Raw genomic sequence first — 13,377 nt, forward strand, 5'->3', positions numbered from 1 at the left:
GTGGTATTAATCGCGGTGACGCGCGGCGGGGGCGGGCTCTTTGTCGAGCCGCTTGATCTGCCGCCAGAGGTCTTGGCGAAGGTCGGCTAATTTGGGCTGCTCCTCTGGCGTAAAGGCCACCGGGCGGCACAGCCGCTGGGCACGCAGCCCCAGGCGGGCGCTCAGCAACCCGGTCGCCAAGCCCTGGCCGGCTCGCGCCGAAAGGCGGCCTGCCAAGTCCAGCGAGAGCATGTCCATGCTGGCATCGGTGGCCAGTTCGCTGGCGCCTGCAAAGGCCATGTTGTGCAGCACGTGGCGAAATAGCCGCAGGCGGCTGGCGTAGCCAAGCTCCAGCCCGTACAGACGGCTCAGCCGATCCACCATGGCCAGGCTGCGCCACGCCACCAGCGTCATGTCCACCAGGGTCAGCGGGGAAACCGCCACCATGATGGCGGTTTCCCCCGACATCCGGGTAATCAACCGCTGAGCTTCCCGGTCACGGGGGGCCAGCAGGTGGTAGCGCAGCAGGGTTTGAATCTCTTCCCCGCTGTGGTGCGGCTGGCACGCCCGCTGGAAGGCCAGCCAGTGAGGATCATCGTTGCTCAGCGCGAGCTGCTGTTTCAATTGAACGGCCATCGCCTGGGCCTGCTGGCTGGAACGCTGGGGAAGCTCGGCTAGGTTGGCCCGTAACTGGTCGTGTCGCTTTAAGCGCCGCAAACGGCCCAGCTCCTTGAGAAGCGATACACCGCCCAAGCCAATCAGGCTAATCCCAAACAGCTGCCACGCCATCGTCATCCACTGGGACTGGGACAGCGCGTCAGGAATGCCGGTTGCCAGCTCTACCGTGCCGAGTGTGGCTCCGCCTGCCAAGGCGAACATCAGCCCCCAGCGGCGCTTGCGGGGCGCGCCTAGGGTCTCTTCCGGCAGTGCTTTGAGTTCGGCTTGGGTCGCTAGCGGCTGGTGCGATTCAGTCGCCGAAAAGCGTTCGTGCTGGCGCAGGGTTTCCGGGGTAGGTTCGGGCGGCGCTTCGGTGTGGAAGTCGCGGCGGGGCTGAGGGTTGCTCATGTCAGTTTGTCTCCAATCAGCCAGTCAATCGCGGCGTCCATACGGATGTGGGGCAGTGCCTCGCTATCGGCGGGCATCGGGCGGAAGCTGGGGAAATCAAACCCTTGCTGCTGCCAAAAATCGGCTTTGGGCAGGCGGCTGGGCACATCGCCGGGGTACACCAGCACGTCTTCGCCTTCTAACGTGGTGCCTTTCAGCGCTGGTGTTCGCTTGCCATCATGCAGCACTTCGCGGGCCTCGGTGGCGCGAATGGCCGCCAACGACAGCGCTTTCACCGGGATATCTGCAAAGCGTAAGTCTTTCAATGGCTCCGCCAGCAGCGCTTCTAACAGCTGCACCACTTGGGTGTGTTGGTCGGGTGTCACATGGTCCGCTTTGGTGGCGGCAATGGCGAGGCGGTCAATTTTGGGAGCGAACAGCCGGGTCAGCAGGCTGCGCTTGCCGTAATCAAAGCTCTTCATCAGCTGTTGCAGCGCGCGGGAAAGATCCTCGAAGCGCTCCGGCCCGGCATTGAGCGCGCCCAGCACGTCCACCAGCACAATCTGGCGGTCAAAGCGGCGGAAGTGGTCGCGGTAGAAGGGGCGAACCACCTGCTGCTGATAGTAGCGAAAACGCGCCGCCAGGGTGGCGTAGAGGCTCGACTCGGGCAGCGCGTCGAGGGTTTCTTTGGGAATATCTAATCCAGGCAGTGGGAAGAACTGCAGCACCGGTGCGCCATCCAGCTCGCCGGGCAGCAAAAAACGCCCCGGCTGCAGGTTAGAAAAGCCCGCCTGCTTGGCGCGCCGTAGGCCCAATGCGTAGGCCTCGGCCAGCGTGGCGAGCTGCGCTTCATCGGCTTCCGCCGTGGGGTCTAGCTGCTCTGCTTCGGCCAACCATTCGCTAAACAGCGCTCGGCGATGGGGGCCTTCGTGCTGGGCTTGGCTCTGGCTCCAACTATAGAAGTCGTGCTGCAGCAGCGGTAAATCCAGCAGCCATTCGCCAGGGTAGTCGAACAGGTCCAGTGTCAGGTGAGCGATATCCGGCGTGAACCAGCCCTGTTGGGCAGGGCGGTAGCGCAGCTGCAAGCGAAGCTCGCTGATACCCCGAGTAGGCTCTGGCCAGCGCGGCGGTGTGTCTCTCAGCGAGGCCATGCCGGGGTCGTAAGGGAAACGCGGCACCCCTAGGTCAGGCTGATTCAAACGCTGCGCGCCTAGCAATCGCCCTTCGCGGGCAACCGATAACAGGTCTAATCGTGCTTCTACGCCTGCATGGCGCAGTTGGTTCACTAGCGAGGTCAAAAAGGCTGTTTTTCCTGCTTGCGACAGACCCGTCACCGCCAGACGCAGCTGCCGGTCTCGGCCTCGCTCTAATAGGTTGCTCAATTCGCGGCTCAGCGGCTGGCGCATCCTGTCGCTTCCTTGGTTGGGTAGGGCGTTCGAATGAGATGAGCGCGCTAGCGCTGCCACATCAAGACCAGCTGAGAGAGCATGGGCAGGGTCGCAATGATGAAGCCAACGACCGCAAGGCTATAGCCGGGCCAGCGGCGCTGCATTTTTTGCGCAAGGGTCAAACCCACCAAGCACACCACCATGCCGATTAGGTTAAAGGCCAGCGTGGCGGCCTCCAGCCATTGCTGCGGATCCATCGTCTCTCCTTGGGGATATTGGTGGCATGATCATAGCAAAGCCTCGATGAACCGATCATTAACCGCGGCTTATTGTCGTCCCTAGCAAGTGCTGTGCTCCGGGAACCAGCCAAACGGGATCAAGGCGAGTATTGGCGGCTTCGACGCATACAAAGTGCTTGGCGGCGTCAGCGGGGGTATCGTTGGGCAGTTCGCTATCCGGGTGCCAGATCACCGTAGAGTCGCTGGACTGTTTGCCGATGCGCAGCGTGCGCTGACCGTCGTCGAGCAGCACGGCTTCGTTGGTGTGATAAATACGGTCGACCGGTCCACGAATCGCCAGCGTGCCCTGCTGCTCAGACTCGGCAAAGTCGCGCAGCTTGTCCAGGTAGCGCGCCCCCGCCAGGCCCTCTAAACGGCACTGATGGGCGTCATGGACAGCCAAGTAGCTGTGCAGCGCACCGCTGGTCTTGATCGGGGCATCGCCGATGTTTTCGCTGATGATCTCGACGTTGAGCCGCTGGGCGTTGGCTTGAATCACCACGCGCGCGGTGAGCTGGCTATGCAGACGCTCTTCTGGCGAGAGGTGGACCTCGATGCCTTCGGCGTGGTCGTCAACGGCGTCCAGGCGCCACATGGCGTGACGGGCAAGCCCATGAAAGGGGCCGTTACGCTCGGGGCTTTCGTCAGCGTAGCGCTCGTCGGCGAACCAAGGCCAGCAGAGCGGGATGCCGCCACGGATCGCGCCGGGCAGCGCTTGGGGCGTTGGCGTTACCCATAGCCAGCCAGTGTCGCCTGTCGGCTGAAAGTGCAGCACCTGTGCGCCTTGCATGCTAATGACCATTTCCCCCCAGGCCATGTTGAAGAGCGTAACGTCACGGCCTTCCCAGGTGACGCGTTGATGACCATCAACATGACTAAGTAGCTGTTTAAGGGAGTCGGGAATCATAGGGGAATCCTTGTGGGCAAAGGCAACAAATAGGCAGAACAGTAGCGCCGTGTGCTATGGTAGGACAAGCATAGATGGAAGGTAAAACCCCAAGCTGAGTGAAACCAAGGAGGTAGTATGGGCTTTATTGCGTGGTTAATCATTGGTGGTTTAGCTGGCTGGATCGCCGGCAACATCATGCGTGGCGGCGGCTTTGGCGTGCTCGGTAACATTGGCGTCGGCGTGGTCGGTGCGCTCGTCGGTGGTTTCCTATTCAGCCTGCTGGGGCTGCAGGCGGGCGGCTTCATCGGCTCGCTCGTCACGGCGACCGTGGGGGCCGTGGTCTTGTTATGGGTCATTAGTAAAGTTAAAAGCGCCTAGCGTTTCTCACGCTAAGTGGTATCTGCTGCCCGGCCTTTGTGCCGGGCAGCGCTGTTTTGTGCGGCGGCTATCGGTCTTGGCAGCAGATTCCGTTACACTATTCGGCTTTTAGCAGCCGCGACTGGCTGCTCCGATGGGTGATGGCTTTCATGGATCGCTTTCTGTTTCTTCGAGGTGTCTTTTGGTCGACGCACTAACTACCTGGTGGGCTCAACAGCTGGTGCTGTGTGACTGGGCTTTTACGCCGCATCCACTGGCGGTGGATGCGGTTGCAGCGGAGCAGCGCCTGCTGGAACTGGGTATGACAGATCGTGGCGCGTTGGCAGACCAGCTATTTTTTGCCCTTGGTGCGCCATCGGGGGGTGCCGACCAACTGCTGGGCGCGCTGGAGTGGTCAGCCCTGGCGGGAGCAGCAGGCTGGTTGAGTCAGGCGCAGGCGGCGAACTGGGCGCACCACCTAATACGACGCATCACCGCCGACTACGGCGATCAGCGAGCGTGGCTGGCCGACCTGCGCCGCGCCTTAGGTGCTAAAGGCTGGGAAACCGGTGCCGATGACCGTTTTATCGATGCCTGCCAAGCGTTGTCGGATCTAGAGAGTGAAGGTGAAGGTGTTACCTGGCAGGCGCTGGATGCCGCGCTCGCCGAGCGTGGCGCCCCAGCATCGTTGTGGCCTCAGTCTGCTGCAGCCCAGCCCTGGCGGTTGGGCGCACTGTTCCGCCCGCTGGTGTGCTATCCAGCCAGCACCGCCGATTGGCCCGACGCCACGCAGTGGTTGGCGCGTGTTTGGCAGATTCACGACCGTGAGCAGTTACTGGAAGTGATGCTTTGGCTCAGTGCCCAGGGCGAGCGCCAGCGCTGGGATATCGAAGCCCGCGAACTGCTAACCATGGATCATGCTCAGCGCCAAGAGTGGCAACGGGGCGCGGTGAACGATGCGCCTTACGCGCCGGTGCTCACCACGTTCGTCAATCAGGGCGAGCCGCTGGAGTGGGCTGCCTGGGATTGGCTGCGATTGGTGGAGCTTGCCTGGGCCGGTGCCTGCTGCGGCTGGCTAAGCCAGGTGGAAGCGGACGACCTGGCGGCCCACGCGGCTGATCTCGTCGGGCGCCGTTACCACGACTGGCATGCTGTACTGAAAGCCTACCTTCGCGGGCAAAGCCTCTTCGAGGGCGTCGATCGCCGGGGGATGACGCCTAGCGCGCGTCATAAGCTGCTCATGCACGCGCCCCACAGCCCTTGGAAACACTCGCTGGGGGCGTTACTGGACGAGCCGACCCGTGATGCCTCGCGGGCGCGCATCAAAGCATGGCGTCATACGCCGCACCATTGGCTGCTCGCGTTGGCGGGCGTCCGCGAGCCGGAGGTCATGTTGCGGCAACTCGATCCGTCAGCGCCGATCGCCGAACAGCGCAGGGCAGATGCCGCCGTTTACCTTCAAGACTCTCTGGGGCTGCATGCCGATGAGGGCCACCAAGTGCTGGCGCGCTACTGGCTACCTGCCCAGGCGCACCATCTTAACCAGCTGGCTGCGGATGCCGCCCATGGCGTATTGCCACCGTCGCAGACGCGCTTTGGTCAGCCGACCCCCGATGAGCTCAAACAGCGCAACGCGGTAAAAGGCGTGAGCCGCCACGCCGCGACGATTCACATGGCGGAGAAATTTGCCTTCTATCTGCATATGGCTTTCGACAGTGGTCTGTTCGAGCGCGAACCGCTCATGCAACACGCTAGCGCCTTACGTAGCTGCTTGTGTCGCTTTTATGCGTCGCCCAAGCGTCTGCTAGAGGCGTGGTTTGCCTGGGAGAGTTGCCTGCCAGAGCCCGAGCATGATTCGCTGATCAATGAAATCGCATGGCATTTGGAAGATCCTGGCAGCCTGTTCCACTGGCTAGATTGGCGCCCCGATGCTTGGTGCGAACCGGGTGAGAGACCTACATTGACCCACTTCACGGCGATGTCGCTGGTGGGGCCGCTGAACAGCGCGGTCTGGAGCGAGCCACAGTTGGAAAGTCCTCGTGAGTGCGCCGACATTCGCGAATGGGTAGAGAGCCACTATCACCTCTCTAGCGCCGACGACATGCAGGAGTTTTTGACCTTCATGTTGGAGGCGGGAGATCGGCAGGAGTACCAGATCAACTACGCGCCCTACACGCTGAACCCGGAGCGGTTGGCGGCTGAGATCGCCATATTGGAGTCCGGCGACTGCGGCGAAGAGGAGCGTCACCACTTGTTGCGCCTGCGCCGAGTGAGTACCAACGAAGATGGTTGTAATGACGTGGATATGGCCGCCTGGGACATTGCCCAGCTCGTCGATCTCGCCATTGCGGCACGTCAGCTAGGTTGGCTCGACAAGTCAGCGTTCGCGAACGTGCTCGACCGCGCCTATCAGTTGGCGGCGGATCATTACTCGGGTTGGCAGGAGTATGCGGCGGGCATGTACGCAGGGTTTTCGTTTTTCATGGGCGACACCCCGGAACGAGAGAGTTTCTTGGCCGGTTTTCGTCAAGCGCTGGTGGCTTGGTTATGCGGCGCGCCAGTGCTGGCCGGCCCCTGGGCGAGCCTGGATTTTCCAGGCAACAAGCCGCGCCATTTCGCGCCGCTGCATATCGATACGCTGCCGGGTGATCAACGAATCTTACATTAGGCTCGCCAAGCATAGGATAACTAGCTTATAGTCCAGGGTTTGTAAAAAATGAGTTTTCTCATGCTTGGGTCTTTTCCACTTTTTCTTCAGTCACGAGGTTAATCGCATGGTTGCGTCGCCACACCCCGCTGTGACCGCTGTCCGTGTTGTAAGTGTTTGTGTCGTCGTTGCTTTGTTAGCTGGTTGTGCGGGCTCCGCCTCACGCCAGGGTATGGAACCCCCCGAGGATTACTTCTCGATGTCGCTTCCCGGCATGCAGGGCGCCAATCCTCAAATGTCGCCCGTTGATCCCATCGATGCGCATCTTCGCAGTCTGCAGACACCCCCGCCAACAGTCGTGCGCCAAGCGCTTCTAGAGCAGCATCAGCGGTGGGCCGGAACGCCTTATCGGATTGGAGGAACGACGGATCGAGGGATCGATTGCTCTGCCCTGGTGAGAAACGTATTCCGCGATACCTTTGACGTCGAGTTACCCCGTTCCACCCAAGATCAAGTGCATGAGGGACGCCCGATCGACCGCCAAGAGCTACAGGCGGGCGATCTGGTCTTCTTCCGCCCACCGGGACGCTACAACCATGTGGGCATTTACGTCGGCAATGGCTACTTTCTCCATGCGTCCACCTCCAAAGGGGTGATCATCTCAAGCTTGGACAACAGCTATTGGCAGCGCTATTACTGGCAGTCGCGTCGGGCGCTAGAGCCGACCAATCTGGCTCAGCTCAGCAGCCGTTTCATGCCGTAAGTGTTCGCCGTGAGCGTCCGTTCACGTTGGAAAGGCCATGATTGAAGCAAAGACGCGCGCTTGGTGGCGCGCGACGGCGGCCCTCTGTTTAGGGTCGTTTTTGGTGTTCATCAACCTGTACGTACCGCAGCCGCTGCTGCCTGGACTCAAAGAGACCTATGGCGTGTCGACGCTAGGTGTCAGCCTGCTGATGTCGGTGTCGACACTCTCGCTGGCCTTGGCGCTGCTGGTGTTTGGGCCGCTCTCCGACGCGATTGGTCGGGAAGCCATCATGCGGTTTACGCTGCTCCTGGCCGGTGGCCTGTCGCTTGCCTTGGCCTTTGCGCCGTCCTTCGAAAGTTTGCTGTTGCTGCGCTTGCTGCAAGGCTTCGTGCTCGGAGGTTTGCCTGCGGTGGCCATTGCCTGGATGGGCGATGAGTTCGACAAGACGGCTCTGCTGAGCGCCGTCGGGCTCTATATCGGCGCCAATTCGTTGGGCGGTATCAGCGGACGTATCGTTGGCGGTGGTGCCGCCGCCATCGGCGGGCCAACGGCAGCGTTTATTGCAGTGGGAGCCATGACCCTGGTTGGCTGTGTGCTTTTCTGGCGGCTACTGCCCAACAGCCAAGCCTTCGTGCCCAAACGTTTTCATTTGCGTGACGCAGTGACAGACCTGCTGGGACATCTGCGCTCACCGGTGCTGCTCGCCGCCTACTGTCTAGGCGGCATCAACTTTCTGATTTTTATCAACCAATACAGCTATATCACTTTTCGTCTAGCGGATGCGCCTTATCAGTTGGCGACCAGCGGTCTAGGGCTGATTTTTCTTACCTATCTGGGCGGTACCTTTGGTTCGACGGTGTCCGGCAAGTTGGCGGGGCGTTTTTCACCTGCCATCTGTATTAGCGCAGGCATCGTGATTCTGATGCTGGGGACGGCTGTGACCTTGGCGGACTCGCTGGCACTGATCATATTGGGTTTGACCATTAACGCTTTTGGCTTTTTTATGGCGCATTCGCTGGCGTCTAGCTGGGTGGGGCGCTATGCCCAAGGAGCGCGGGGTAGCGCATCAGCGCTCTATCTCGTGTTTTACTATCTAGGTGCCAGCATTGGCGGTTTTTGGTTGGAGCCCTTTTGGCGCTGGTCGCAGTGGCAGGGCGTGGCGATCGGTTCGTGGCTGCTGCTTTGCGTGACGCTGTTCATTAGCGTGGGCCTATGGCGCTTCGAGCGCCGTACCAGCCGTTAATTGCCCACCCGCCAAATGCCACCGTTGATGGCACAGGCGCTTTAGCAGCGCCGTATCGTGGCTGATTACCAGCACGCCCAGGTTGTGGCGTTCCGCTTGGGCGCGCAGCGCCTGCCAAAGGGTTAATTGGGTGATGGGATCCAGCATGGTTGAGATTTCATCGGCCACCACGTAGCGCACGCCGGGGGCGAGTGCGCGAAGTACGCATACACGCTGTAGCTCTCCGCCAGAGAGGGCGCTGGGAAAACGCTTGAGCCAGTGCGGCTCAATACCAAACGCTTTCATCAGCGTATCGGGGGGTGTCCATGCCTCTCTCACTATCTTGCCTACCCGCCAGCGCGGGTTGACCGCCAGCTCAGGTGACTGCGGAAGCCACTGTACGGGGCTTAAACCTTGTGTCGGTAGCGGCGCGCCGTCAATGGTCACTTGGCCCTCGTGGGGGGCTAGCTGACCTGCCAGCAGTTTACCCAGGGTGGTTTTTCCTGCCCCAGAGTCGCCGCTGAGCCCGATCCATTCGCCAGGTGCAAGCCGAAGGGAAACTCCTTTCAGGAGCGGCAAGCCGGAAGGAAAGTGAAACGAGACACCATGGGCTTCAAGCAAGCGTTGGCTCCTGTCGCAAGGCGGTGACTGGCAGCGTGCTGAAAGCGTTATCCGGCAGCGCGTGCCAGAGGGCGCGTGCATAAGCGGTGGTTAACCGTTCCCCTTGGCCCTGAAACGCTTTGGCGGGGGCGGTCTCTAGGCCTTTGCCGTGTCGCATCACGGTGACGCGGTCGGCAATGGGCAGGGCATGGCGAAGGTCGTGGGTAATCAGCAATACTGCTTTGCCCTCGAGTGCCATGGCCTTTAGCGTTGCCAGTACGCGGTCGCGCTGTGTGGGGTCTAGACCCACGCTGGGCTCATCGGCAATCACTAGGTGCGCGTTGCCCACTTGGGCCATGGCGATGAGTACGCGACGGGCCATGCCACCCGAGAGCTCATGGGGGTAGAGGGCGGCGGCGTGGCTAAGCTGGTAGTGGCCGAGCAGCGCCTCGGCACGCTGATCGGCGGCGGGGCGTTCAAACCCCACGCGCTGGGCAGCCCAGCGTACCTGTTGCTGGCTACGAGCGAGAGGGTCAAGGGCGCTTAGTGATTGGGGAATCAGCGCTAGCTGATGGCCGCGTAGCTGGCGCTGACGCGCAGGGGTTAAAGGCGCTGAGTGAAAATGCAGCGTTCCCTTCATCTTAGCCGCCGACGGCAGCAGTCCCATAATGGCGTAGGCGAGCAGGCTTTTCCCTGCGCCTGATGCCCCCACCACCGCGTGTATTTCGCCCGCTGCTATGTGCAGCGATAGCGCGTCGATACAGGTGGCCCACTCTCTTTGCCACCAGCGGGGGTAATGGGGCAGTTCTAGGGTCAGCCGTTCGATATGCAGCATGGCAAACTCCTCAGGTAGACCGTATCGCCTTACAGCGCTTGGCGCAGCAGGGCCGCAAAACGCCCAATGGCCAGCACCATGAGCAGTAAGCCCAGCCCCGGAAACACGCCAAGCCACCAGTAGCCACCAGTGAGATAGCGCATGGCGTCGGCCAGTAGTACGCCAATGGCGGGCTGGGTTGGGTCCAGGCCAACGCCCAAAAAGGTCAGAGCGGCTTCATGCAAAATGGCATGGGGGAACAGCAGCAGTGCGCCGACCAAGCAGTGAGGCAGTAAATGGGGCAGCAGGTGGTGCCACACAATAAACCCGTGGGGTTTGCCGAATGCTTTCGACATGGCTACGTACGGGGCATGGCGTACACTCAATAGCTCTGCGCGCAGCACCCTGGCAAGACTGGGCCAGTGGGTCAGTGCGACCGCTATAATCACTGCCTGGGTTCCGCCGCCGAGGGCAAAGGCAATCAGCAGCAGTAAAATCAGGTGCGGTACGCTTAGCAGCGTATCAATCAGCAGGCTGACCAGGGCATCTAGCGTTGATGACAGCATCGCTAGGCTCGCCAGGCTTACGGCAATCAGCGTGCCTAGTAGTGCGGCGCTAAGACCTACCCAAAAACTCAGAGCAAGACCGGCCAGCGTGCGTGCCCATAGCTCCCGGCCCAGCGCATCCGTTCCCAGCCAGTGGGTGGCGCTAGGAGGCATTAAGCGCGCCTCAAATTGCATGTGAAAAGTCGTATCACCTAGCCAGACATGGTGGCTGAGCAGCAGTGCCACCAGTAGGCAGAGCATTGCTGCGTAGCCTGCTGCCAGTAGGCGCGGTTGGCGGTTCATCGCTGCCCCTGCGCTATGCGCGGGTCGGCTAACTGGTAAAGGCCATCGGCGATAAGATTGCCCATGCTGACAAACAGCGCGGTGAACAGCGCAATCGCGAGCAGCAGGGGCACATCGCTTCTTAAACCCGCCGCAACAGTGGCCTGACCAAGCCCGGGATAAGCAAAGACTTGCTCAATTAGTAGGGAACCGCCAAACAGCTCGCCGAGAGAGGCAAACGCCAGGGTGATGGCGGGCAGGCTGGCATGGCGAAGGCCATGACGCCAAGCGATATCGAAGCGGCTTGCGCCTTGTGCAAAGGCGTGCAGCGCCGTCTCCGAGCGCATAAACGCCACCATCTTGGCACGCGTGTGCAGTGTGATCGTCGCCATACCCAGCAGCGCCAGTGTCGCCATCGGCAAGATCAAGTGATGTAGACGCGTCAGTGGGCCCACCTCTTGCCTGAGAACGCCCATGGGGCCGGCGCAGCAGGTGGGTGTCCAGCCGAGGGTGACCGAAAAGAGCAGCAGCGCCAGCATGGCCAGCCAAAAGGTGGGCGTCGAGGCGGTGATATAGGCATAGCCGCTAATCAGACGGTCAAGCCAAGCGCCCTCTTTGCTGCCTGCCGCGATGCCCAGGAGCATCCCCAGGGCGAGTGAGAGTAGCCAGGCGCCAAACAGCAGGAAGAACGAGCGCTGGAAGCGCTGGCCAATGACCTCGCTGACCGGCTGGTTGTAGATATGGCTCCAGCCCAGCTCTCCGCTGAGCAGCTGGCGCAGCCAGTGGCTAAATTGGACCATAGCAGGCGCATCAAACCCCCACTGCTCTGCGATTAAGGCCCGCTGTTCCGGGCTTACCTGGGCCATCTGCGGGCCAAGATAGGCATCGACAGGGTCGATGGGCGAGAGCATCATCAGCCCAAACGAGACGGCCGCGACACATAGTAGTACCAGCACCAACCGCAGTAGGCGTGCCGTGAACCAGGTGGCTAGTCGCACGACCAGCGCCACTCCAGCAGGTTAGCTGTTATCGGCCAGCCGTGTCCGTGGGGGGCCACGCCCAGCTCACCCAGATCAAGGCAGCGGTGGGTGGCATACACATGGGCAAGGTTGACCATCCAGGCCCAACTGGTATCACCCTGCAACCCATAGCCGGTGTCGCCATCCCACTGCGCCGCTTGCCAGAGTGGGTTGGCCGCTTCCGGCGTTGCTGCGGCCTGAGCGGCCTCTAAGTGTTTATCCACGGTCTCGTTGGCGTAATAGCCGCTGTTATAGAAACCAAATCCGGCATGCTCGCTATGAAACAGGTAGTACACCTCCTGCGGACTATGGCTGCCGAAACCAAACACAATGGCATCTTGATGGAGGGCTTCCCGTTGAATCTCGTCCCAGTGGCGGCCGGTGGGCTGCATCTCGATGCCAAGCGGTCGCACCATCTCAGCGCTCACTTGGGCGAGCTGTTGGCGCGTGGTGTCGCTCGATGGGTACGTCAGGCGAAAACGTGCTGGCTGGCCGTCTTTAAAACGCAGCCCGTCTTCGTCCTGGCGAACCCAGCCTGCTTCATCGAGTAGGGCATTAGCGCGTGCTAAATTGGGCGCCGCCACTTTCTCGCCTTCTTGGCTCCAGGGCAGGCCGTCCGCCGGGCCAAAGGCCGGACGACCAAAACCGTTGAGCGCTACGTCCACCAGTGTTTCGCGGTCGAGGGCAAGATTCACCGCCTGACGGATGGCGAGATCAGACGTGACGTCATTGCCAATCGGAGCGCCGTTGGCAGCCTGTTCGCCTTCATCGGGCTGCATAGGAAACAGAATGCCGCGGTTGTCCACACTCTTCATGATGACCCGCTGCATTTGGCTGGGGAGGTTGTTCGCCAGTGCTTGTGGCACCGCGGCGAGATCCACCTCACCGGCGTGGGCGGCACTGAGCGTGGCGGCCTCATCGGTAAATAAAAACACCAGGCGCTCAAAGATGGGCGTGGGGCCATAGAAGTAGGGGTTGCGCTCAACAATCAGCTGCTCGCCCTCTTGCCATTCGACCAACTGGTAAGGCCCGGATCCTAACGGCTGTCTGCCGTAACCCTCGCTATAGCCATTGTCCCGGTCAGCGTCAGGCACGATGCCCAGCGTCATGAGTTGATCGATAAAGGTAATGCGCGGTGCCTTTAGCGTCAGTTCAACCGTGTTGCCGTCGATGGCCCGGGCGCTCTCCAGTGCACTGAGATCGGCACGGCCACCCGCCTCCGCGGCGGCATTGAAGGTGAAGGCCACATCGTCAGCGGTGAGCGGGGTGTTATCGGAAAAACGCACATCCGTACGTAAAGTGAGCGTCCAGGTGAGGCGATCGTCAGACAGCGACCACTCGGTCGCCAGCCCCGGTTGCGGCGTCAAATCTTGGCCACGGGTGAGTAGCGTGGATTGAAACAACGGGTTGCCGTACTGCCCCCAGCCCAGCAGTGGGTTAAAGCCTTGTTCCGGCTCGCCGCCAATGGCTAGCACTAGCTGCTCTTTGGCCAACGCAGGCGCGCTTAGCGCTACGCATGTGGCTGCTAGAGCCAGTATGATAGAGCGACGCATAAGACACCTTTTAAG

Annotated in this window: 13 protein-coding genes; 4 read left to right on the forward strand and 9 right to left on the reverse strand. The window is 61.1% G+C overall.

Annotation, left to right across the window (positions count from 1 at the left end; translation table 11 throughout):
* Positions 1-6: 6 nt before the first annotated feature.
* The 4 genes from FHJ80_RS02405 to FHJ80_RS02420 are packed head-to-tail and all read right to left on the reverse strand — an operon-like array spanning position 7 to position 3,596.
* The gene (locus FHJ80_RS02405) at positions 7-1,044 is read right to left on the reverse strand and encodes a YcjF family protein (RefSeq protein ID WP_139525450.1); all 1,038 of its coding nucleotides are present in this window, start codon (positions 1,042-1,044) and stop codon (positions 7-9) included.
* Positions 1,041-2,429 (reverse strand): YcjX family protein, encoded by a 1,389-nt coding sequence (locus tag FHJ80_RS02410; protein ID WP_139525451.1) that lies wholly within the window; start codon positions 2,427-2,429, stop codon positions 1,041-1,043. The genes FHJ80_RS02405 and FHJ80_RS02410 overlap by 4 nt, the downstream gene beginning before the upstream one ends.
* Before the next feature lie 47 nt (positions 2,430-2,476).
* Positions 2,477-2,668 (reverse strand): hypothetical protein, encoded by a 192-nt coding sequence (locus FHJ80_RS02415; RefSeq protein ID WP_058576924.1) that lies wholly within the window; start codon positions 2,666-2,668, stop codon positions 2,477-2,479.
* Between the two features lie 58 nt (positions 2,669-2,726).
* Complete coding sequence (locus tag FHJ80_RS02420; protein WP_139525452.1) at positions 2,727-3,596, reverse strand: D-hexose-6-phosphate mutarotase; 870 nt, start codon at positions 3,594-3,596, stop codon at positions 2,727-2,729.
* 117 nt (positions 3,597-3,713) lie between these two features.
* Here FHJ80_RS02420 and FHJ80_RS02425 point away from each other — a divergent pair, with 117 nt between their 5' ends.
* From FHJ80_RS02425 to FHJ80_RS02440, 4 genes are all read left to right on the forward strand, one after another.
* On the forward strand, positions 3,714-3,956 hold the full coding sequence (locus tag FHJ80_RS02425) for a GlsB/YeaQ/YmgE family stress response membrane protein (RefSeq protein WP_139525453.1): 243 nt from the start codon (positions 3,714-3,716) through the stop codon (positions 3,954-3,956).
* Between the two features lie 181 nt (positions 3,957-4,137).
* Positions 4,138-6,603: a YbeU/YbeR family protein gene (locus FHJ80_RS02430; RefSeq protein WP_139525454.1), complete on the forward strand. Its 2,466-nt coding sequence runs from the start codon at positions 4,138-4,140 to the stop codon at positions 6,601-6,603.
* Positions 6,604-6,814: 211 nt separating this feature from the next.
* The gene (locus FHJ80_RS02435) at positions 6,815-7,345 is read left to right on the forward strand and encodes a C40 family peptidase (RefSeq protein ID WP_231125521.1); all 531 of its coding nucleotides are present in this window, start codon (positions 6,815-6,817) and stop codon (positions 7,343-7,345) included.
* 37 nt (positions 7,346-7,382) lie between these two features.
* The gene (locus tag FHJ80_RS02440) at positions 7,383-8,570 is read left to right on the forward strand and encodes an MFS transporter (RefSeq protein ID WP_139525456.1); all 1,188 of its coding nucleotides are present in this window, start codon (positions 7,383-7,385) and stop codon (positions 8,568-8,570) included.
* On the opposite strand, the gene FHJ80_RS02445 is transcribed toward FHJ80_RS02440, so the two are convergent.
* Genes FHJ80_RS02445 through FHJ80_RS02465 form a run of 5 tightly spaced genes read right to left on the reverse strand, consistent with a single transcriptional unit; the run spans position 8,538 to position 13,362 of the window.
* Positions 8,538-9,170, reverse strand: a complete 633-nt coding sequence (locus FHJ80_RS02445; protein ID WP_139525457.1) for an ABC transporter ATP-binding protein — start codon at positions 9,168-9,170, stop codon at positions 8,538-8,540. The genes FHJ80_RS02440 and FHJ80_RS02445 overlap by 33 nt on opposite strands.
* Positions 9,163-9,984, reverse strand: a complete 822-nt coding sequence (locus FHJ80_RS02450) for an ATP-binding cassette domain-containing protein (RefSeq protein ID WP_139525458.1) — start codon at positions 9,982-9,984, stop codon at positions 9,163-9,165. Before FHJ80_RS02450 ends, FHJ80_RS02445 begins: the two co-directional genes overlap by 8 nt.
* 29 nt (positions 9,985-10,013) lie before the next feature.
* Positions 10,014-10,811 (reverse strand): ABC transporter permease, encoded by a 798-nt coding sequence (locus FHJ80_RS02455; protein ID WP_139525459.1) that lies wholly within the window; start codon positions 10,809-10,811, stop codon positions 10,014-10,016.
* Positions 10,808-11,788 (reverse strand): ABC transporter permease, encoded by a 981-nt coding sequence (locus FHJ80_RS02460; protein WP_231125522.1) that lies wholly within the window; start codon positions 11,786-11,788, stop codon positions 10,808-10,810. The genes FHJ80_RS02455 and FHJ80_RS02460 overlap by 4 nt, the downstream gene beginning before the upstream one ends.
* Positions 11,779-13,362: an ABC transporter substrate-binding protein gene (locus FHJ80_RS02465; RefSeq protein ID WP_139525460.1), complete on the reverse strand. Its 1,584-nt coding sequence runs from the start codon at positions 13,360-13,362 to the stop codon at positions 11,779-11,781. Before FHJ80_RS02465 ends, FHJ80_RS02460 begins: the two co-directional genes overlap by 10 nt.
* Positions 13,363-13,377: the final 15 nt, after the last annotated feature.

It is taken from the genome of Halomonas sp. BL6, from assembly GCF_006228115.1.
GTDB lineage: Bacteria > Pseudomonadota > Gammaproteobacteria > Pseudomonadales > Halomonadaceae > Vreelandella > Vreelandella piezotolerans.